The following is a 20,012-nucleotide window of genomic DNA, read 5'->3' as shown; positions in this document are numbered from 1 at the left end:
ATGAACACAGTGGCACGCTTGTGGCTTTTGCTCACCGCTTTCTTTGCCTTGGCCCATGGCATCCTTTTCATCCTTGTCTGGCGTACCGTTGACCTTCGCTTAGAGATAATCGTTCAATATATTGCCGTTCCCTTTCTGCAGGCCGCAGGCCTGGCATGGGTGGCAGGCGCCTTCCATCTCAAAGATTGCGCACGGGCAGTGCGGCAGATATGTTCCCGGCCGGTGGCGGCCCTTCTCTGGTGCGCCGAAGGGGTCCTTCTCTTTTTGTATTGGGGGCCGGGATCCGGGACGGACCTCACCGAAATGGTTGCTCGAACAGCCGCTTTCGGAGCCCTCCTCGCAGTAGTGATCATTCTGATTCGGATTCTCCCCGGTGCCGGCTTTCGAACATGGATGGCTATTCTTCCTTTTGCCGGCGTCGCTTCGGCGATGGGGACCAACGGAATACATCCATGGTTCAATGTATTATTTCAATGGTTGCCAGATGGATGGTCTCTTCTCTTGAAACAGATGGTGATCCTGGGCCTCACGGTGGTTTTCTTTATCGGGTTTGCCGGAAAGGCCCAAAGCCTCCTCGCCGGAAGAAGGCCACTCGCCGGGATGATGCTGGGCTGGGTCCAGCTCTTCTTTCTCGTGGCCGCCATGGCCCTGGCGGTAAACGGTTATCTTTTCGATGTGCTGGTCTCTCCTTGGCGCGAAATTATTGCCACGTTCCTTTCCCTGGCCGCAACCAGTCTGCTCACGGCCGCCCTCTTTTTGTTTACGAAGCAAAAACCGAATCAAGAGAACATATCCTCTGCCGGCAGCCAGATCCTGAAACATTATCCGGGCTTCATGGGTCTGTGGGCTGTCTTGGCCATATGCGCCGTTGCGGCAACGGTGCTTCTCCGGATTTTCTTCTTTCCGCATTGGGATTGGAACCTTAAGGCCCTTTTGCCCCTGGCACTCATCCCCTTGGTCCAGGCCTCTTGGCTTCGATGGGCCCATGCGCTTCGCGCCCACTGGAGGATGATCTTCAGACTGGCAAGGGGGCGGCCCTTTCTTTCCGCACTCCTCCTGGCGGAGATCATCTTGTTTTGTGCAGTTGCCTTTCCACAAGACCTGTGGGAGAACCAATCCTTCAGTGCGGCGGTCACCGTCTGGGTCGGGCTTAAACTCATCATACTCGGAGGAGTGCTCCTGAAGGCGACAGTGTCAGATGGGCCTGGTAAAACCCTCAGAGGCGTCTATGGGGGAGGGACCCTGATCTGCGGCATCGGCGCCGTCTGCATCGGCAGATTCCCGAACGCACAGTGGATGATGGCCGCCCTCGGTTCAGCTTTTATTCTGCTGGAGGTCCGGCGGCCTGTCCATCCGGCAGACACCGTCGGATTGGCCGGGGCTGCTGCCGAGGCATGTCTCATGCCTATCCTGGTCATGGCCCTCTGCACCCTGCTGACGCGGGCCTATCCGATGGATCCGTTGCCCTGGGTTGCCTACAGCCTGGTGGCTTTTTCAACCACCTCTCTGGCTCTCTTAATCCCCCTCCCATCCGCTCAGAAGTAAAGAGAGGGCAGCTCCGCCAACAGAACACGCCCGGTGGCTCACGCGCAGATCCGATGAGGGTCAATCTGTTAATCCTGGGTATTGGGTAGCCCCTGAAAACCGACCCCACGCCAAATCTGGTAGGTAAATTCCCGGTCAGGCCCCAGGGTTCTGGTCAAAACAGCCGATTGCTCAAGATGTTGGAAGCGTTTCCTCAAAGGCTCCGGGATCTTTCCATGTGCATACGTGATGAGCATGATGTCTTTGCCTGAGACGTCTTTGGGCCAACCCCACACATCATATTGGGAGTTGACGAGGCCGGTATTATTATAAGGGAACACATAAGGGTTGCCTTCCATATAGAATGCCAGCTCGCTGGCCGTGCCTCTGCCTGTTGTTGTAATTATGGCCGTTTGTTTCGGTCTGGGAAATGTCGCCATCTGCCCGTCCACCTCCTGCGCCAACTGACGCCAGCCCCTGAAACGGCCCGTGGGGTCAAGGCGTGACCCCTGAAGGCCAAGAAGGGGGAGCACAAAGGGCAAGGCATAGGTGATCATACAGAAGACCACGCCAACAATCACCGCAGGCAGGAAGTACCGACGCAGAGGAGCCTGACGACGGCCGAGATCGACTTTTCCGGTCGCCCATCCCGCCAGAAGAACGATCCCTGATGCATAAAAAGGGCCTGGCCAATTCGGCTCTATTCGTTGAAACAGACTCAGGATGACCACGCCGCCGAGGGGAACGGCGCTGAACCAAACCAGATATTGTTCCGGCGTATTGAGCCGTTTCAATGTGACCAACCCGGAAGAGACCACAACAAGAACCAGCAAGCCGGTGATTGGAGAGATGATGCCCCCCTGGCCCACCAGATATTCGGCCGAGTTCAGTAGCCGTGACGTCGCCGAAAACCCGACTCCCATGAAATGCCCGCTCGTATGCTGCAAGGTAATCCACCCGTGATGCATGTTCCACCATACTATCGGCATGAGAAAAGCCAGCGCGCCCAGGGCTGTTAACCAGACCAGAGGCCTGGCCAGCTCCGCCCTATGGTTGGGACTGAGGAGCAAGAAGAGCCCTGCAAGCGGAAAGAAAGCAATCATGGTCTGCTTGGTCAGCAGCCCCAGTCCCACGGCAAATGCTGTGACAACCGCCCATAAAATTGTGCCGCGACGCCGCTCCAGCAATCGCCAGAATGCATAAATCGCCGCACCCCAGCAGAACATGAAAGGGGCATCGATGGTCATAATCAAGCTCAATGCACTGTTACCCGGTGTGGCTGCCGCGGCGGCTGTCGCCCAGAAACCGGTCCTCGCTCCATAAATCCGGCTGCCCAACGCATATATGAACAATGGCCCGGTTGTTCCCAAAATTACCGCAGGCATCCGGACAGCCCACGGCGTATGGCCGCCCACCTGGGTGGCCATGTTGATGATCCAGGCGACCATGGGCGGCTTGCTGTAATAACACCAGTCCAGTCGTCTCGACCAATCCCAGTAGTAGGCCTCATCGGAAATGAGGTCCAGCGGAACAACGCAGACGTAAAAGGCGCGCCAGAGAAGCAACCCGCCCACCAGCCAGAGGGTTCGCCGCAGCCAAACCTCGTCTCTTTTCCAGGGAGGTAATGCCCTCCTCTGCGCGTGAATTGAATACATTTACGTCTTCTTCCCTTTGCTGTCCTAAAGAGGCCGGTTGATAGGTGAGTTCAGTCGGGGCAGCCGGTGAACCACCCGCACGTGGTCCTCCCTGGCCCTGTCATTGGGATTGAGTACCGGCACAATCATCAGGCTTCGGACCCTTTCAGCGGGGCCGAAGCGGTCAATCATCTTTTTCCAGAGCGAATCGTATACCACCAACCACCCCGCGCCAGGCCCTATAGCCCAGGCATGCAGGGCCTCGGGATCCGGCTTGAGCGCGGCAATTGACTGGGTCGCAGGAAGATCCATATAGAAAATGAAGCTGGGTTCCATGTATCCGCACATGGCAACCGGTTCATCCGTCGAGCGCTTGGCCCGAATGGTTTCGGCCAATACCGGCGAGATCTTGATTATCGGTTCGATAGCCGGCAGGGTCAGCATGGCCGCTGTCAACAAAAGCAGAGGAGTTCCCATGAGGAAAGACCACGCGGCTTTTTGCAGTTTTTCCGCCCGAATCAGGCGAAATCCATATATGCAGGATGGCACAATCAGCAAACCCGGGAGAACCCCCACAAACCGCCATATCCCCTCTCCCATCAGAACGGACGCCACACAAAGGGCTGCTCCAAAACCAGACACAAGCGGGGCGTAAAGCCAGGCCCCGAACCTCAGCCAATAACGGTCCTTTTGGTTTAGCTGACCTTTCCGCCAGGCCTCCAGTAGCCCCGCCACTATTAGCGCTACTGGAGGAAATATCGGGAATATGTAATGAGGCAGTTTTGTGACAGCCAGGGTGAAAAGCGCCAAAATGGGCAAAATCCATGAAATAACGAAAATCCTGGCGGGTCGACTTCCTATATGGCGATGGACAAATGCCGATATTCCGGCAGGAAGAAATGTAGACCAGGGGGCGAACCCAACCAATAGAATGGGGGCATAAAAAGGGAGTAGGAGCAGGTAGCCTAACAGACTTTCGACCCCATGACCTTCCATCGCTGTAAAGATGCGATCAAAAATCTGGCGGCCATACATTTCCTCCCCAAATCCGGGCGCCATGTTACGGACCGGAATATACCATGCCTGGTGAAAACCATACCCCACCAGAAAAGCGAGAAAAAGGCCCAGCCAGTAAGTCCTTGGGATTTTCATATCCTTACGCAGCAGCCAGGTGCTGCAGAGCATGGCCGGCGCTGCGGTTGCCATGCCTACCGGATGTTTGGTCAGTTCGGCGCACCCCAGGGCCGTCGCCAAAACCGGCCAGTACACATACCATCGTTTTGGCTGGTGAAGTCCCTTGAGATGGGCGTACATGGCCAGACTAATAAAGGCCAGAAGGGGACCGTCGACCATGGCTGCGCTCCCCAGAAACATGGACATGGCGGAACTCATGAGCATCACGCAGGCCCAGAAACCGACCATGGGAGAAAAGAGGAGTCTTCCCATCAGGAATACCAGCCATCCTGTTGCCGCCAGTGAAATAACCGCGGGCAACCGCGCGGCCAAGGCGTTTATGCCGAACAGGGCCATGCTGCCGGCCATGGCCCAGAAGGCAAGGGGGGGTTTTTGAGGACGAACCCCGCCGTTTACGGCAGGTAAGCGCCAATCCCCCGATTGAAGCATTTCACAGGCCGTTCGTGCAAAAAGCGGTTCGTCCCGATCCCAAAGGCTTGATTGACCGGCAAGTGCAAGAAGGGCCAGGGCCAGCAAAAAAATGACCAGCAACGTCTTGCCGGCACAGGGTTCCTTTGCTTCTTGCATTGCGGAACGGCTTGCCCTCAGGCCATCTGGGATGGGTTGCGGAGGAGCCTTTTGTCCCATGTTTTTATCCTGGCACTGAAGCCCGATTTCACTAAACCCGCCATGGTGAAGAAATGTGGATATCAATAAAACGTCACGTGTCGCCTGCCGTATCGTTACCCGTGTCTCTGCGATATAGAAAGGAGATATAATAGGCCGCAAACGGCAGTAGAACGACCGCCAGTTTGAACATGCCCTTGTGAGGCGATAAATGAAAAATCTCGATAAGCAGGACGGCGACCACCAGAAGCAGGAAGGCGGCCGTTATGCCCGACAGGGCGAACCAGCATTTTCTGGCCAGGGAAAGGCCTGGCGTGGATCCGATCAGGGATACCCAGATAAAAACCTGGAGATCCAACATGAGGCTGACCATCTGTTCCGGATCGTGGGAGAGAAGCGGTGTGCCTGAAATCTGCATGGTCAGAAAGGGGATCAAAAAACAACGCATCAGCCACCCCAGTCCCAGGGCGAGTGACAGGCCAAGGAGACTACTTGGCACAAGAAGCGTGAGGAATTTGCGGCACGAAATCGATTTATACCTGAAACACCACAGGTAGGCTGCCCAGGCGAAAAGGGCGATGACAAGGATTAGCTGGCCATAAAAATTATAGGCGAAGTTGACCTCTTTTGACTGGATGCCGAGGCTGAGAGAGACCAGGATCGCCCGGAGCAAGTGGTACCCATAGAAGAAGGGGATAAATCCAGTGAGAATAATGAGGGCGCGTTTCCACCATCGGGTCGGCCAGGCCACGACAACGGCCAAAAAAAGCACCACCATCGGGCTCGATAGACAGCCGTCTACGAGTTTGACCGGGGCGGCGGAAATCTGTGACAGGCGGCCCTGCAGAAAGGTCTCGTTCAGGAGCGAGAGAATCCGGAAGGTATGGACCTCAACCATATGTTTGACAAAAAGGCCGGCCGGGCTTTCGAGGAATGCCCGGTAGAGCCAGAATCCACACAGGTAGCCGACGCAAAAGAGGACTACCGCACGGAAGATCTGTCTGTTATTGCTGAAAAATGAGATCTGCGGAGCTTGCCGGGGGTGCTTTGCCCACCACAGGAAGACCGTTGTCATCCCCGCAATCACAATGATCTGGCCGATAATGACGTGAAAGGTCTGTATGGCGTTAGGGAACCGGGACCCCACCAGCACGATCATGAAGGTTCGAAACAGGTTCAGGACCATAAGCGCAGCCAGGCCGAAGAAAAGACCTTTAACCCGCCACTTCCATGGGGATGGAAAGGGGATGACGGCGGCTGCAAACATCATGAAGACAAAACTCCCTGTGCACGATCTGGCCACCTCAATTCTGCCTGCTCCGGTGATTACCGTCGAACCCGCCTGCTTCAGATGGGCGCCGAAAAATGACAGCGCCCGGATAGTGACGGTCGTGATCCCATGGGCGAGCCTGTCCAATAAGATCTCCTGAAACCACTGGCTCTGGTCGATCCAGTAGAATCCGGCCATCAACGCCATGAATAAAATAACCCATCGGATGCTCTCTTTATTCATCTGCGGTTCCCGTTGATTTTCCGTGGTCCAGGCCCCAAAGCCCTGTCCGCTGTTCCATGAATATCTTTCCCGTTGTCATGCTTGCAGCCTTTCACCTTTCAGCTTTCACCTTTCACCTTTCAGCTTTCACCTTTCACCTTTCAGCTTTGAGCTTTTACAGGTTTCCTGTGCTTCTGAAACATGCCCGCTCAGGGCCCGTCAATCCGCCAGCTCCAGGCCACTCAATACCTGACAGGAGCTGCCGCGGATCGCCTCTTTCATGGCAATCACATAGTCGGGCCGGATCTCGTCTCTCCAGCGGGGATATCCGCCCTGCCAGACATATCGGATCAGTTCCTGAAACCCGGGCCCGGTGAATCGGTAGGGGCCGATGGAGACCTCCCCTCCCTTTCGGTCAATGGAGAACGAAATTTCAACGGTCCGTGCATATTCCTCGATGATCGCCACCATATCGTCCCGGGTCCTATACCCTTCGGGTTTCTGTTTGAATGCTTCAGGCCTTTGGGGGAAGGGGAACCTGCGATACACCTCGCCGATGAAGCCGGTATAATGGATCCCGTGAATGGCCCCCATGAGATCTCCGATATCGGCAGGATCCGGAATATGATAGACTTCCCATGATGTCTCATATGGTCCGGGTCCGTCAGACTGGGCGATGTCTCTGATACGACTGCAAAATTCCGTGGCGAAAAAGAAATAGCGATCCAGCAGCAGCATGTCCGAATCGATGTTGAAAAAACCAAAGGCAATGGTGCCGTGGCTGATGGAATCAAAGGCTAATGGCATGGTGGTCCTCTCCATATAAGATCGGGTGCTGGTTCCTGGTTCCTCGTTTCTGCCTACTGCTTATTCCTTACTGCCCAGTATTTCGCCTTGTGTCACCTCCTGTTTTCGCCCTGTATAAGCGGCCATGCAACCGAAAAACCTGGATCGGTATTGACCTGCGCCCAAAGATGCTTAATGTTAAAAGTTAAGTATGATGGTCTCGTAAAAAGTCAGGAAGTGTCATTTTTCGTCATTCCGGCGAAAGCCGGAATCCAGTATATTCAATCATTTACGAAACCTCTGGACCCCGTTTTTCAACGGGGTGACGACTTTTTACGAATCCATCAAGTATGCAAGGCGGAAGATCAGAAGGAGCCTATGTTTCATAAGATCTATGATAAAATTCCATTTTTTGCAAGGAGCAGACATATGAATTCAGAAAGCAGTGCAAGTTGGAAGTTCAGCGGCGCTTCCAAGTATGTCCTCGACGAAGAACTGGCCAAGATCGTCAATATCTCGATGGCCCTGGAAATGCCCCTCCTCCTGAAGGGGGAGCCGGGAACGGGCAAGACCATGTTGGCCCATGCGATTTCAGAGGCATTGAATATGAAGCTGATTGTCCTGAATGTCAAATCGAGCATGAAGCTGGTAGAGGCCCTGTACCAGTATGATACCCTCACCCGGCTCAATGACAGTCGCTTCGGCGATTCAAACAGAAATGTCAGCAATATTGAAGACTATATCAAGATGGGGAAGATCGGCCAGTCCTTCGTAGCAGAGGACCGGGTGGTGCTCCTGATCGACGAGATCGATAAAGCCGATACGGACTTTCAGGACGACATGCTGGACGTCCTGGATCAGATGGAATTTGACATCATAGAAATCGACAAGACCGTCACCGCCAAGAGACGGCCGGTGATCATCATCACATCCAATGCCAAGAAGGACCTGTCTGACCCCTTTCTGGGACGCTGCAATTTCCACCATATCGCCTTCCCGGAGCCTGATATGATGCGGGAGATCCTCAATGTCCATTTCCCCGATATCAGCAAAGACCTCCTGGAGAGTTCGATTCGGGCCTTTTACAAGGTGAGGGATTTCAGGGGCATTGAGAAAAAGCCGGCCACCCGGGAGTTGATCAACTGGATCCGCGCGCTTCAGGCCGATCCGGATTTCAACGTGAAGGAACTTATCAAGGGAGACCTCCCTTATCTGGGCGTGCTGTTCAAAAAGAGCCCTGACTATGCGGTGGCACGAAACGCGGCGACGCGAATGAGGATATGACCCGATGGGTAGCGCATAGCGCATAGCGCAGAGGGCACGGCGGATAAAATATGGTGTCGCTTTGCGCTGCGCGCTCTGCGCTATGCGATCTGGAGAACACTATGTTTACGAGTTTTTTTTATCTCTTGAGGCAGGTGGGCATACCGGTATCCCCCACGTCCTTCCTGCGGCTTCAAAAGGCCCTTCAAATGGGGTTGATCACCTCCATCGAAGATTTCTATACCGCGGCCCGATCCATCCTGGTGAAGAGCGAGAGATATTTTGACCTGTACGACCAGGTCTTTGCCCATCGTTTCGAAGGGGCCGAGCTGAAGGAGCCCGAGGAATTTGAACTCTCCGAGGTGGCCCGGGCCATGTTGGAAGAATGGCTCAAAGATCCCGAGGCGGTGGCGGATGCATTGGGGATGGATAAGGAAGCCCTCAATAAGCTGAGCCCCGAAGAACTGCTGCAGTACTTCCTGGACCGGTTGAAAGAGCAGACAGAGGAGCATCACGGGGGGAGCAAATGGATCGGTACCGGCGGCACCTCTCCTGTCGGGCATTCAGGCTACCATCCGGGGGGGATGCGGGTCGGCGGCATGTCGCGAAACAAATCGGCGGTCAAGGTGGCCATGGACCGGCGGTACCGGGACTATTCCCAGGAAGGTCCCCTCACCCAGGCCCAGATCGGCGAGGCCCTGAAGCGGCTGCGGAATATGGTGCCCACCGGCCCCAAGGACGTGGTCAACATCGATGAGACCATCTACCAGACCATGAAGAACGCCGGGGAGATAGAGATCATCTTCGAGAGAAGTCTCAAGGATCGCTTGAAGGTCATCCTGGCCATCGACAACGGCGGCTGGTCCATGGACCCTTACATCGAGATGGTGCAGACCCTGTTCAATTATGCGCGCTCCCAGTTCAAGGAAGTGAAGACCTATTTCTTTCACAATACCATCTATGACCACATCTGGGAGGACCCCCCCCGGTTCAAAAAGCCGGTGCGGGTTGAGGATCTGGCCCGTCGCGATCCGGAAACCCGGTTCATCATCGTGGGCGATGCCAGCATGGCCCCCTATGAACTGATGGCCACCGACGGCTCCATCCATATCGAAGAAAGATCGACCCGGCCGAGCTACGAGAGACTCCGGTTCATTGCCGATACCTTCAGGCACTCCGCCTGGTTGAACCCCAAGATGGCCGCTGAATGGCCCTATACCCGCACAATCAATGCCATCCGCGAAATATTTCCCATGTTCGAGCTGACCATCGACGGCCTGGAAAAGGCCGTGGCCCACCTGATGAGCGAGAATTAGCCGGGGCGAATGATATGCGTTCCCCCGGCAGGATGGACGCTTTCTCCCTATCCCTGCAGATCAGACTGTGGACACAGGGTCCTCCTATAAAATTTGGCCATGGGTACTCGTTACCGGTTCCCCCTGAAACGTGTAAGTCCGTTTGGGCAGTTTCTTCCTGATAAGAGTGGTCGCCGGCCAGAGGCGACGCGCATCTTTCAGACCCGGAAAACCAGGAACGCCCGATGGTCCCTTTTCGGTCCGCTGTTTTTGAAATTGGGTGACATCTTACGTGAGAGTGTGATATGTGGGCCGGGAAGGATTAAAACCATACCACCAGAAAAGAGGAGGAAAAGCCAGTGAAAAAGGTAGCGGTTGTCGGTTGCGGCGCTTACATGGACAGCGGATATGGGTGCCCCGGGGAGTGGCGATGTCTGAAGGCGGCCGGCCTCGGGGAGGGGAAGTTCGACGAACCGTCCATGGTGACGGCATTTGTCAAATGCGAATGCCCGGGAAGGACCCTCGTTTCCAATCTGGGCATGGCCATGAAGCTCTCCGAGATCAAGCCCGATGCGATTTACCTCAGTTCATGCCTCGCCAATGCCAAGCCCGGGTGTCCCTACGGCACAGCAGAGGAATTCGCCCGGATGCTGAAGAACGCTACGGGCATCGATGTGGTTTTAGGGACCCACGACTATCACTGATTTCAGCGACTGACCGGGAGCTCCGGATCTTCCGGACCGGGGTTTTCGGTCGGGGACGTCCTTCCGGGTTCAGCAGCAGGTCGATGGACAGGAAGGTTCAAGGTTGAGCAGAGGACGGGATATGAAAAAATTAGAGGGGTTTCAGCGGAAATACCTGCGGGGGATGGCGCACGGCCTGAAACCGGTGGTTTTTATCGGCCAGAAAGGCCTGACGCCTGAAGTCCTGTCGTCGGCCCAAAACGCCTTGGAAAGACACGAACTCATTAAGGTAAAGTTCAACGATTTCAAGGAAAAGGATCAAAAGACAGAAATCTCCCTTGGAATCGAAAAAGAGACAGGCGCGGAGAACGTCGGCATGATCGGACACACGGTGGTCTTCTACCGTCCGCAGGAGGACCCGGAAAACCGGAAGATCGTGCTGCCGCAACGAAGTGAATAAAGGATTCTGTGTCTGCTCCCATGTGACGGCATATAAAGGAAAGCATTGCCGCCATGCGTCGGCCTTGATATGCATATCCTCATCCGGCCCCCGCCTTTGTTTCATTCTCCGGACCTGAACCCCCTTTCTCTGTTTTTTAGAAGGCCTGTCCTTAGCCGTTTAGCACCTTATCGCCCAATTTTCTGTCACAAAAAACAAGAAAATATGGCCATCCTTCCACTGCACGCTTAGCCTCCGTCATTCCGGCACGATTCTAGCCGGAATCCAGAAATACGGCGGACTGGATTCCGGCTAAGGGCATGCCGGAATGACGGGACAGCACCAGCCGTTTTGGTTGCGGTTATCCGCTTTAGCCATTTTCTACCGCATCAGGCCCGGCAAATAGAGGGCGATCTGGGGGAAGATGATGAGCAACGCATTGCAGACGAGTAATGCCAGAAGCATGGGAAGCACCCCCTTGAATATCACGTCCAGGGGCACATCTTTCGCCACCCCGTGAACCACATAGACATTGATTCCCACGGGCGGCGTTATAACGCCCATCTCGGTGATCAGAACGATGACCACGCCGAACCAGATGGGATCGTACCCAAGGGCCTGAGACACCGGGAAGAAGATGGGGATGGTCAACATGATCAGGGCAAAGGCGTCCATGAAAAACCCGCCGATGAGATAGATGACGATGACCACCATCATGATGGCAAAGCCGGGCAGGGGAAGACTGCTTACCCAATTGGAAATGTCAAAGGGCACGCGGGTGACGGCCATAAAATGACCGAAAATCGTGGCGCCGGCCACAATCACCATCACCATACAGCTTATCCGGGTGGTATCTGCGATCGACTTGAGAAACCCCTGCCATGAAAGCTGCTTTCTGACAAGGGCCAATACGAGGGTCAGGAACGCGCCCGCGGCTGCCGCCTCTGTAGGGGTGAAGATGCCGAAGAAGATGCCGCCCATGACCATGCCGAAGATGATGAAGGTTTCCACAACACCTGCAAAGGATCTTATCTTTTCTCTGAAACTGGTCTTGGGGCCGGGGGGGGCCAGGGCCGGGTTATGAAGCACTCGCAGATAGATAACCAGGAGGAATAAGAAGGAAAGGAGTATCCCGGGAAGAATTCCGGCGGCAAAGAGCTTCCCGATGGATTGCTCTGTCAATATCCCGTAGACAATGAAGATGACGCTGGGGGGAATCAGTATTCCCAGGCTCCCTGCAGCGGCGACCGTGCCGGTGGCCAGCCCCATGTCATACCCGTATCGTTTCATCTCCGGGAGAGTGACCGTGGCCATGGTGGCGGCCGTGGCATTGGTGGATCCGGAAATCGCTGAAAATCCTGCACAGGCGCCTACCGTGGCCATGGCAAGGCCGCCTTTTCGACTCCCAAACAGCACATAGGCCGAGTCATAAAGACGCCGGCTGATGCCGGAGTAAAAGGAAAGCTGACCCATGAACACAAATAAGGGGACAACGGTTAATCCGTAAGAGGAAAAGATTTCAAAGAAATCCTTGGCCATAATGCTCAACCCCGGCCCCACCCCCTTAATATAGCTGAATCCAAGAAAACCGATGATCCCCATCACGAACCCGACGGGCATGTTGGTAAAGAGAAAGACAATAAGGACAAGGATTCCGATGATGCCGATCGCCGTTACGCTCATTTGCCACCTACCTTCCCGCCTTCACTGATCACCGTCACGAGGAGAACCAGACACACCGCAGCTGCCGACAGGGCCATTCCGTATACAAAGGGATAGTAGGGAAGTTCCAGGGTCATGGAGACCTCGCCCCACTTCTTCAGTTTCTGTGCATACACAACAGACTGCCAGGAAAGCAGGCCGAAGAATATGAATGCCATTGAACTGGTGACGATCTGGAAAACGGCCTGTGTCTTTTCAGAAAAGAGCCGGACCAACACGCTGACAGCCACATGGCCGGATTCCACCAGGGTGTGGGCCATGGCAAAGGCAGCGGCTGTTGAGCCGAGAAAGCATACCAATTCATAGGTTCCGGGTAACGGCTGAAATGGAGAAAGGACCTCCCATCCGTACCTTGCATAGAGGGTTACGGACAGCCTCAAGACAATATCCACGCAGGTGATCACCATCATCAGGACAAGTGCTGCGCCCGCAACATAATACATGTATCTGACCAGTGTTTTGACCGGTCTTTCAATAGAACTCATCTGGATCTTTCCTCTTGGATTATCTCTTTGCTATCGGACTTTTTTTGATGCGCCCTCCATGCCGGCGCGCAGATCTTCGTTGATCCCCGGGATGACCATTTCAAAAATGGATTCAACAATTGTGTAGTCATAATATCCGAGACGGGCAAGGGGTTTTATTTTGAGAATGTCCAGCTTTCCATCGGGGAGGATGAATTCGTCCCTGATGTGGATGCCCAATACCTCCCCGATGACCACATCCGTCGTCCCCATCTTACCGTTGCCCGGAAGCCGCAGCGTCTGGTGATATCGGCATTCGAACTGAACGGGCGATTCAGCCACCCGATACGGTTTCACGAGCCTGGAGGGTGTCTTGCTCACACCTGCCATCTCAAATTCATCCACGTCCGGGGGAACCTCCTGGGCGGAGATATTCACGGCCTCCCGGAGATCGAAGGTGGCCATATTGTATACGAATTCCCTGGTCTGTTCGGCGTTGACCACCGAATCCTTCCGGCGGCCGGCAGTGTTCTGGTTGGCTGCAAACATGACATAGGGAGGATCAAAGGTGAGGTTCTGGAACTGGCTGTAGGGGGCGAGGTTGGATATGCCATCCACGCTGATGGTGGAAATCCAGCCGATGGGCCGGGGGGTCACGCATGATTTAAAGGGATCGTGGGGCAGTCCATGATTATTCATCCGGGGTTCATAGAACATGATCGCTTTCTCTCCCTGGCTTCATATGGTGAGGATGAATCGCCCGCCGGATCGACGGGCGATTCATCTGTTACACCCCTTATTATTTACTATATGCTTGAATCCGGTCGTGTATGAAATCCACGTATTTCTTTCCCGGCAACCCCTTTTTATCGGCATCCTTGACATAATCATCCAGAACAGGCCTCACCGCCTCGGCCCATTTGGCGCTCTCTTCATCGGAGAGGGGGATAATTTCATTGCCCAGGCTCTTGGCAAATTCCAGACCCGCTTCATCGCTCTTATCCCAGGCAGGTCCGTATTTGACCACCCATTCCTTGTTTACTTCTTCAATCACCTTCTGGACGTCTTTTGGAAGCGAGTTCCACTTTTCAAGGTTCATGACCACAAAAAACCCTGCAGTGTATCCAACGCTGTAACAGAGCGTGGTGGCCTTGACCACCTCTCCCTGCTTCCATCCCTTCAGCACCTCTGAGGGTCCGAATGTTGCGTCGGCGACGCCCTTCTGGAGGGCCTCGTAAACACCGGATTGGGGCAGGGCCACGGGCACAGCGCCCAGGGCGGATGTCATCTTGGCGTTAAATCCGTAAGACCGCACTTTCATCCCCTTGATCTCTTCGAGCGTCCGCACCGGCTTTTTGCTGTGCAGGATGCCCGGCCCGTGGGCGTGAAAATACATCACCTTTACTCTTTTAAAAGGTTTCGGCTTGAACTCATTGTAGAAATCGTTGATCACCCGGGTGGCGACCACGCCGTTGGGATATCCGTTGGGAAGATCGATTGCCTCCATGGCGGGGAACATGCCGCGACTGTATCCCAATACGGAAGTCCCCATATCAGCGATCCCGTCAACGATGCCATTGAAGATTTTGGGGGCGGTCAAGAGGGTTCCACCGGGATAATAGGTGATCTTTACCTTGCCGTTGGTGCGTTTTTCCACCTCTTTGCACCAGCTTTCAGGCAACTGGGACTGGGTGTGGGTGGGTGGGAAAAAATTTGCGTAGCTGATCTCGATCGGTTTGTCTGAGGCTGCATTCCCAAGAGGGGCAAAAAAGAGGCACAACGCCGACGCTAAACAAAAAAGGACGACCCATCTTCTCGCTTGCATAGTATTCTCCTTTCAAAAGCCTGTAAAGGAACAACTCGTTGTTATATCTTCAACCCTTAAACCAACCGCCTTATGGATTCACCCCCTTTCAATTGAATATTCTGCCCGGATACTTTTTGCACCCGCGGATCAGGCTTTCAGGCCCAGATTGCGGCTGATGATCAGCTTCATGATTTCGCTGGTCCCGGCAAAAATGGATAAGGCCCTGACGTCCCGGTATATGCGACAGATACGGTATTCTTCCATGTAGCCGTACCCCCCATGTATCTGAACCGCCTGATAGGCAATACGGTTAACCATCTCCCCAAGCCAGTATTTGGCCATGGAAACCCTCTGAACAATATTTTTTCCGCGGATATGGTCTTCGATGAGACGATCCAGAAAGGTCCGGCCCAGTTCCACTTCAGTGGCCATCTCAGCCAGCTTGAAGGCAATCTGCTGATGATCTCCGATGCGCCGGCCAAAGGCCTCACGGACCTTGGCATAATCAATGGCCTCCTTTAATGCCTCCTCCGCATTGACCTGACATTTGATGCATACCTCAAGCCTCTCCTGCTGGAGCTTTTCCATCATGTATTTAAACCCTGAGCCTACCTCGCCCAGGAGATGGGATGCAGGGACGCGGCAATCATCAAAGAAGAGTTCGGACGTATCCTGCATATGATACCCCATCTTTTCCAGCTTGCGTCCACGCGAAAAGCCGGGGGCATCCTTGTCCACCAGGATCAGGCTGATCCCCCTGTAGCCGGCATCGGAATCGGTCTTTACGGCCACCACAATCAGATCTGCGAAAGCCCCGTTGGTAATAAATGTCTTCTGGCCGCTGATAGCGTATGAATCGCCCTTCCGTACCCCCTTGGTTCGTATGGCGGCCAGATCAGACCCGGCGTTGGGCTCGGTGAACCCGACGGCGGTGATGACCTCGCCCGTTGCGCAACCCGGAAGCCACCTTTCCTTTATCTCAGGCCGGGCATAGGAATAAATATAGGGGGTGACCACGTCGCTGTGGAGGGGGACGCCCACACCAAACCCGTCTCCCCGGATCAATTCTTCGTTGATGATAACCGAATATTCAAACCCGAGACCCAGGCCGCCATACTCTTCCGGAAGCCAGGGGCAGAGGAATCCCTGTTCCCCCATCTTGGACCATAGCGATCTGGGGACGGCCCGATCCGCCTCCCACTGGGGGACATTGGGGGTGATTTCCCTGGCGACGAATTTTTTGAATGTGTCCCGAAATATCTGATGCTCTTGGGTGTAAATGCCCTGTTCCATAATCTCAGCCTCTGGAGTGATCTTCAAAAAAATATCAAAGAAACTAATTGGTTAAAAGCCTTACTCTCGGGTTTAGAAATCTCTCGGGAGTTCCGGCGGGTTCAGCCTTCCAATGAAGAAGATGGCGTGCCAGGATATGCGTCGGCAAAAAGGGATTGCTGATCAATCACGTCCCTCGAGAGGGGTGCCTCGCGCCAGCCTCTGAAATATTCGAGGTGCAGGGCTGTAGTGAACGAGGCAGTAAGCATAAACGCATTTCCCCGATAAAGAAGGGTTGCAGGTATTCCCGAAACTCTTTTTAGATAAAACTGATATCATGTAATATGGTATTACATATAATGTCAAGCCAAAAACATGACACCATCTTATCTGCGGTAATCCGGCATTCTCGGCGCGGGTTAATGAGGGTAAGCCGGCTGTGGCAGTCCCGCGGGTCAGCCATTTTCGCCATTAGTTAATGTCTGAACGAAAACCCGGAAATCCAAAAAGGTTGGAATCGAAAACTTGGTTTTATTAATTTCAACTCTATTCCATCAATTCGGAATTCGCAATTCCTCAATTCGCAATTGTGCCTGAATCACGCCAAGGCGTGATTTTCGTTCAGGCACTGGTTAATAGATCCCCTCCTTACATCCGGCCGCAATCGTCTTTCCCAGCTCGTCACACTGAATGAGGATCTCTCCGTCTATCTCCCCCCTGGCCACCACCGGATCGTATACCTTCTTGAACCGGTACCCGATGCAGATCCGCTCGATATGGTTCACGGCCCCGGTCCCGTCATTGCCTGCACTCACAAAGACGACATAGGGCTTCTTGAAGATCTCTTTTCTGTCCCGGGTCTTTTCATAGGTCCGGTCAAAAAAATCCTTGATCATCCCGGCCATATACCCGAAGTACTCGGGCGAACCGATGGCCAGACCGTCACAGTTGAGGAGATCGTCGATGCCGGCCTCGACCGCCTGCCTGAGGGTGACCGTAACCCCTTCAATGGCGCTGGCCCCGGCGGCCACGGCCTCGGCCATCTGCCGGGTATGTCCGGATTGGGAGTGATAGATAATCAGGATATTGCACATGATGCGGTTCCCCGGCCGTCAGTTCAAAACGGCATTCTGAAACAGGCGATGCCAAATATGATTCCCAGTGTGGAGATATTTCGCGATGTTTTCTCCGGCCGCGGCATGCGGGCCTTCTCCGCAGGCGCACGTCCACGGGCCCTGAATTTCTCTGCAACGTGCGAAGAAGTTTGTCCGTGGAGGTCTCTTTCCAAGAAGCTGCAAAAACCGGATACAGCTCCCGGGGACGGCAGCAGGGCTTTAAACTGCGGCGCGTTACAGCCCCGAGAACAGGCTTTCAAATAACGGTCGTTCTTGCTGCCTATTCAAAATGATATTCAAAGTCGGGGGGTGTCGCCGAGCGTTATGTAACCATTTTAATGCAGCTTCTTGGAAAGATACCCCCACGGGCGTCCGGCCGCCTTAGACTCTTCGTCTGTTGATTCTCTGCAACCTGCCAAAAAGTCTGCCCGCGTCAAGAACGCATCTGGGGAGTATACGGAGCAGGCCCTCATAAATCAAGCGGGTTCGTGCAAGCCGAAAGCGCCTTTGTCGTTGATATGAAAATTTGAGCGTGATATACAAATTGTAAATTGAGGGCAGATGGGACAGCCCATGACTGACGGCGCATGGTTTCAGGAGGTCGCGGACCATTGCCCCCGCGAGAAAACAACTCCCCTGCGCTTCACCGTCCAAAGGTCCTGCAATAAATGAAGGTCGCCACATTCAATGTCAATTCCATCCGCGCGAGACTTCCCATCGTCCTGGGCTGGCTGGAGCGGGAGGCCCCGGATGTCCTCTTTCTCCAGGAGACCAAGGTCCAGGATGGGGATTTTCCGGTGGAAGCCGTGAAAGGGGCCGGGTACCATGCGGTCTTTCGTGGGCAGAAATCCTACAACGGGGTGGCTATTCTGAGCAGATCCCCGTTGACTGACGTGCAGACCGGACTCCCTGTGCAAGGCATGGACGACGCGCGGTTCATCAGCGGAGGCCTGGGGGATATTGAGGTGATCAACGTATATGTGCCCCAGGGATTTGTGGCCGGCTCAGACAAATTCCGGTTCAAGCTGGCGTGGCTCGAGCATCTCCTGGATCATATTACCGCTCATTATACCCCGTCTTCCCGGCTCCTGGTGGCAGGGGATTTCAATGTGGCCTACTCGGCCATGGATGTCTTCGACCCTGAGGGGTTATGGGGGCAGGTGGGATTTCATCCGGATGAACAGGCCATGCTCCAGGGTCTTCTTGACTGGGGCCTGGTGGATATCTTTCGCAGACATATTACCAGCGGGAATCACTATACCTTCTGGGATTATCGGATCCCGAACGGCTTCAAACGAAACATGGGATGGCGGATCGACTATATCCTGGCTACGGCCCCTCTGGCCGAACGATCCCGGTCCGTCTGGATCGACAGGGAGGCAAGGGCCATGCAAAAACCCTCTGACCACACCTTTCTCGTGGCGGAATTTGACTGAAAGGACGACAGTTGCATGAAACTGGAATTTATTGATGCGCGGGACCTGCCGGATGCCTGGTTTCAGTGCGTTTACCGGTTGCTCGAGACCGGAAGGGAGTATGTGATCGACCGGGGCAGTTATGTGGGCCAGAAGCGGCTTGAATTTGATTATGTCACCATTCAGATCCGGTATCCCGGAGTGCGGCCGCTCATCCCCGATATCCCTCCGGCCCTCGGCATCCCCAATCCTGTGGCCGAGGGATACCTGGAGGAATACCTCCCCTACCTCATGACATCGGCCAGGCAGCCGGGAGAGGAGTATACCTATGGCCAATACCTTGAGCCGCAGATTGCCGAGGTCATACGCATGTATCAGGAAGACGGTTTTGAAACCAACCAGGCCTACATGACAGTGGGCGATCCAGGGGCCGTTTATTTGGCCGATCCGCCCTGCCTCCGGGGGATCGATACCCGGGTCAAGGAGGGAAAACTCCATTTCATTGTATATTTCAGATCGTGGGACCTCTGGAACGGTCTCCCGGCAAATCTGGGGGCCATCCAGCTCTTGAAGGAGTATATGGCGGCCAGCATCGGCGTGGAAGACGGGGAGATCATCGCGGCCAGCAAGGGGCTTCACCTGTACGATTATGTCTGGGAACTGGCCCAGCTGAGGACGATGCGGCGTCAGCAGATGGAAAGGTAGAAATTGGAATAGAGGGGAGTCCTCATCCCCGCATCCAACTTCTCTCCCCCACGCTCATACACCGCGTTCCCACGTCCTGCGGGGGAACGCATCATGCGTAGGGAAATCCCTTCCAGAAGTCCTTGTCTTTATATCTCCAGTCTTTTTCAAACTTCTGGTCATAAAGGTCCGCGAACCGGTCGATCCAGCGCCACCAGGTGGTCTTTCCCTTCTCTTCCGCTTCCAGGACATCATCCAGATAGGTGACGATGTCGATCATCCTGTCCTTGGGCACATATAGGGCCGCTCCCTTCTGGTGCGACTTCATGGTGTCTTCAGGGGTAAAGGCGTGGGCCGTCAGCATGATGGCCGTAATTTGTTTCTCGTTGGCGATTTTCAGAAGCTCATATCCATTCACCCCCATGATATCCAGGACGGCGATGTCGAAATGCTGCGTCTCCATGAGCTTTTTTGCATCTTCAAAGGTGCCGGCCGTGGTGATCTTGGCCGTGGACAGCAGATCCTCCAGGGTTTCCAGGACATCCGGTTCATCATCCACGATCAGGATCCGTTTTCCCTTGATCAAGTCCTTCTTGGTCATCGTCTCTCCTCCTGCA

18 protein-coding genes are annotated in these 20,012 nt (G+C 54.5%); 7 read left to right on the top strand and 11 right to left on the bottom strand.

The window, feature by feature from the left end:
• A complete protein-coding gene (locus K9N21_13875) occupies positions 1-1,545 on the top strand; it encodes a hypothetical protein (protein ID MCF8145000.1) in 1,545 nt (514 codons plus the stop codon).
• Between the two features lie 68 nt (positions 1,546-1,613).
• On the opposite strand, the gene K9N21_13870 is transcribed toward K9N21_13875, so the two are convergent.
• The 4 genes from K9N21_13870 to K9N21_13855 all read right to left on the bottom strand — a co-directional run bounded on the left by K9N21_13870 (position 1,614) and on the right by K9N21_13855 (position 7,257).
• Positions 1,614-3,179: a glycosyltransferase family 39 protein gene (locus K9N21_13870; protein MCF8144999.1), complete on the bottom strand. Its 1,566-nt coding sequence runs from the start codon at positions 3,177-3,179 to the stop codon at positions 1,614-1,616.
• A gap of 24 nt (positions 3,180-3,203) precedes the next feature.
• Positions 3,204-4,919 (bottom strand): glycosyltransferase family 39 protein, encoded by a 1,716-nt coding sequence (locus K9N21_13865; protein ID MCF8144998.1) that lies wholly within the window; start codon positions 4,917-4,919, stop codon positions 3,204-3,206.
• Positions 4,920-5,052: 133 nt separating this feature from the next.
• On the bottom strand, positions 5,053-6,471 hold the full coding sequence (locus tag K9N21_13860; GenBank protein ID MCF8144997.1) for an exosortase/archaeosortase family protein: 1,419 nt from the start codon (positions 6,469-6,471) through the stop codon (positions 5,053-5,055).
• Between the two features lie 198 nt (positions 6,472-6,669).
• A complete protein-coding gene (locus tag K9N21_13855) occupies positions 6,670-7,257 on the bottom strand; it encodes a hypothetical protein (protein MCF8144996.1) in 588 nt (195 codons plus the stop codon).
• 357 nt (positions 7,258-7,614) lie between these two features.
• Between K9N21_13855 and K9N21_13850 the strand changes: the two genes are divergently transcribed.
• The 4 genes from K9N21_13850 (at position 7,615) to yhbY (ending at position 10,937) form a co-directional block, all read left to right on the top strand.
• A complete protein-coding gene (locus K9N21_13850) occupies positions 7,615-8,520 on the top strand; it encodes a MoxR family ATPase (GenBank protein ID MCF8144995.1) in 906 nt (301 codons plus the stop codon).
• A gap of 101 nt (positions 8,521-8,621) precedes the next feature.
• Complete coding sequence (locus tag K9N21_13845; protein MCF8144994.1) at positions 8,622-9,815, top strand: hypothetical protein; 1,194 nt, start codon at positions 8,622-8,624, stop codon at positions 9,813-9,815.
• 338 nt (positions 9,816-10,153) lie between these two features.
• Entirely contained in the window at positions 10,154-10,498 is a 345-nt protein-coding gene (locus tag K9N21_13840; protein ID MCF8144993.1) for a CGGC domain-containing protein, read from the top strand.
• A gap of 121 nt (positions 10,499-10,619) precedes the next feature.
• Positions 10,620-10,937, top strand: a complete 318-nt coding sequence (gene yhbY / locus K9N21_13835) for a ribosome assembly RNA-binding protein YhbY (GenBank protein ID MCF8144992.1) — start codon at positions 10,620-10,622, stop codon at positions 10,935-10,937.
• A gap of 360 nt (positions 10,938-11,297) precedes the next feature.
• On the opposite strand, the gene K9N21_13830 is transcribed toward yhbY, so the two are convergent.
• The 6 genes from K9N21_13830 to K9N21_13805 form a co-directional block, all read right to left on the bottom strand.
• The gene (locus tag K9N21_13830) at positions 11,298-12,599 is read right to left on the bottom strand and encodes a TRAP transporter large permease (protein ID MCF8144991.1); all 1,302 of its coding nucleotides are present in this window, start codon (positions 12,597-12,599) and stop codon (positions 11,298-11,300) included.
• Entirely contained in the window at positions 12,596-13,123 is a 528-nt protein-coding gene (locus K9N21_13825) for a TRAP transporter small permease (protein ID MCF8144990.1), read from the bottom strand. Before K9N21_13825 ends, K9N21_13830 begins: the two co-directional genes overlap by 4 nt.
• A 30-nt stretch (positions 13,124-13,153) precedes the next feature.
• Positions 13,154-13,819 carry a flavin reductase family protein gene (locus K9N21_13820; protein ID MCF8144989.1) on the bottom strand — a complete coding sequence of 222 codons (666 nt, stop codon included), beginning with the start codon at positions 13,817-13,819 and terminating at the stop codon, positions 13,154-13,156.
• 82 nt (positions 13,820-13,901) lie between these two features.
• A complete protein-coding gene (locus tag K9N21_13815; protein MCF8144988.1) occupies positions 13,902-14,927 on the bottom strand; it encodes a TRAP transporter substrate-binding protein in 1,026 nt (341 codons plus the stop codon).
• Positions 14,928-15,056: 129 nt separating this feature from the next.
• Entirely contained in the window at positions 15,057-16,202 is a 1,146-nt protein-coding gene (locus K9N21_13810; protein ID MCF8144987.1) for an acyl-CoA dehydrogenase family protein, read from the bottom strand.
• A 611-nt stretch (positions 16,203-16,813) separates the two neighbouring features.
• Positions 16,814-17,275 (bottom strand): NAD(P)H-dependent oxidoreductase, encoded by a 462-nt coding sequence (locus tag K9N21_13805; GenBank protein MCF8144986.1) that lies wholly within the window; start codon positions 17,273-17,275, stop codon positions 16,814-16,816.
• Between the two features lie 689 nt (positions 17,276-17,964).
• On the opposite strand from K9N21_13805, the gene xth reads away from it, so the two are divergent.
• A complete protein-coding gene (xth, locus tag K9N21_13800) occupies positions 17,965-18,732 on the top strand; it encodes an exodeoxyribonuclease III (protein MCF8144985.1) in 768 nt (255 codons plus the stop codon).
• 15 nt (positions 18,733-18,747) lie between these two features.
• The gene (locus K9N21_13795) at positions 18,748-19,416 is read left to right on the top strand and encodes a thymidylate synthase (GenBank protein ID MCF8144984.1); all 669 of its coding nucleotides are present in this window, start codon (positions 18,748-18,750) and stop codon (positions 19,414-19,416) included.
• 91 nt (positions 19,417-19,507) lie between these two features.
• On the opposite strand, the gene K9N21_13790 is transcribed toward K9N21_13795, so the two are convergent.
• Positions 19,508-19,996: a response regulator gene (locus K9N21_13790; GenBank protein ID MCF8144983.1), complete on the bottom strand. Its 489-nt coding sequence runs from the start codon at positions 19,994-19,996 to the stop codon at positions 19,508-19,510.
• Between the last annotated feature and the right edge of the window lie 16 nt (positions 19,997-20,012).

The sequence above is a fragment of the Deltaproteobacteria bacterium genome, assembly GCA_021737785.1.
GTDB lineage: Bacteria > Desulfobacterota > DSM-4660 > Desulfatiglandales > Desulfatiglandaceae > AUK324.
This window is presented reverse-complemented; position numbering and strand designations above follow the sequence as displayed.

Excerpts from the sequence above, each read along its gene's own strand:
- K9N21_13810 (MCF8144987.1), bottom strand. The coding sequence starts at position 16,202 with ATGGAACAGGGCATTTACACCCAAGAGCATCAGATATTTCGGGACACA.
- K9N21_13860 (MCF8144997.1), bottom strand. The coding sequence starts at position 6,471 with ATGAATAAAGAGAGCATCCGATGGGTTATTTTATTCATGGCGTTGATG.
- yhbY (MCF8144992.1), top strand. The coding sequence starts at position 10,620 with ATGAAAAAATTAGAGGGGTTTCAGCGGAAATACCTGCGGGGGATGGCG.
- K9N21_13855 (MCF8144996.1), bottom strand. The coding sequence starts at position 7,257 with ATGCCATTAGCCTTTGATTCCATCAGCCACGGCACCATTGCCTTTGGT.
- K9N21_13790 (MCF8144983.1), bottom strand. The coding sequence starts at position 19,996 with ATGACCAAGAAGGACTTGATCAAGGGAAAACGGATCCTGATCGTGGAT.
- K9N21_13850 (MCF8144995.1), top strand. The coding sequence starts at position 7,615 with ATGTTTCATAAGATCTATGATAAAATTCCATTTTTTGCAAGGAGCAGA.
- K9N21_13815 (MCF8144988.1), bottom strand. The coding sequence starts at position 14,927 with ATGCAAGCGAGAAGATGGGTCGTCCTTTTTTGTTTAGCGTCGGCGTTG.
- K9N21_13825 (MCF8144990.1), bottom strand. The coding sequence starts at position 13,123 with ATGAGTTCTATTGAAAGACCGGTCAAAACACTGGTCAGATACATGTAT.
- K9N21_13870 (MCF8144999.1), bottom strand. The coding sequence starts at position 3,179 with ATGTATTCAATTCACGCGCAGAGGAGGGCATTACCTCCCTGGAAAAGA.
- K9N21_13830 (MCF8144991.1), bottom strand. The coding sequence starts at position 12,599 with ATGAGCGTAACGGCGATCGGCATCATCGGAATCCTTGTCCTTATTGTC.
- K9N21_13875 (MCF8145000.1), top strand. The coding sequence starts at position 1 with ATGAACACAGTGGCACGCTTGTGGCTTTTGCTCACCGCTTTCTTTGCC.
- K9N21_13820 (MCF8144989.1), bottom strand. The coding sequence starts at position 13,819 with ATGTTCTATGAACCCCGGATGAATAATCATGGACTGCCCCACGATCCC.
- K9N21_13795 (MCF8144984.1), top strand. The coding sequence starts at position 18,748 with ATGAAACTGGAATTTATTGATGCGCGGGACCTGCCGGATGCCTGGTTT.
- xth (MCF8144985.1), top strand. The coding sequence starts at position 17,965 with ATGAAGGTCGCCACATTCAATGTCAATTCCATCCGCGCGAGACTTCCC.
- K9N21_13865 (MCF8144998.1), bottom strand. The coding sequence starts at position 4,919 with ATGCAAGAAGCAAAGGAACCCTGTGCCGGCAAGACGTTGCTGGTCATT.
- K9N21_13805 (MCF8144986.1), bottom strand. The coding sequence starts at position 17,275 with ATGTGCAATATCCTGATTATCTATCACTCCCAATCCGGACATACCCGG.
- K9N21_13845 (MCF8144994.1), top strand. The coding sequence starts at position 8,622 with ATGTTTACGAGTTTTTTTTATCTCTTGAGGCAGGTGGGCATACCGGTA.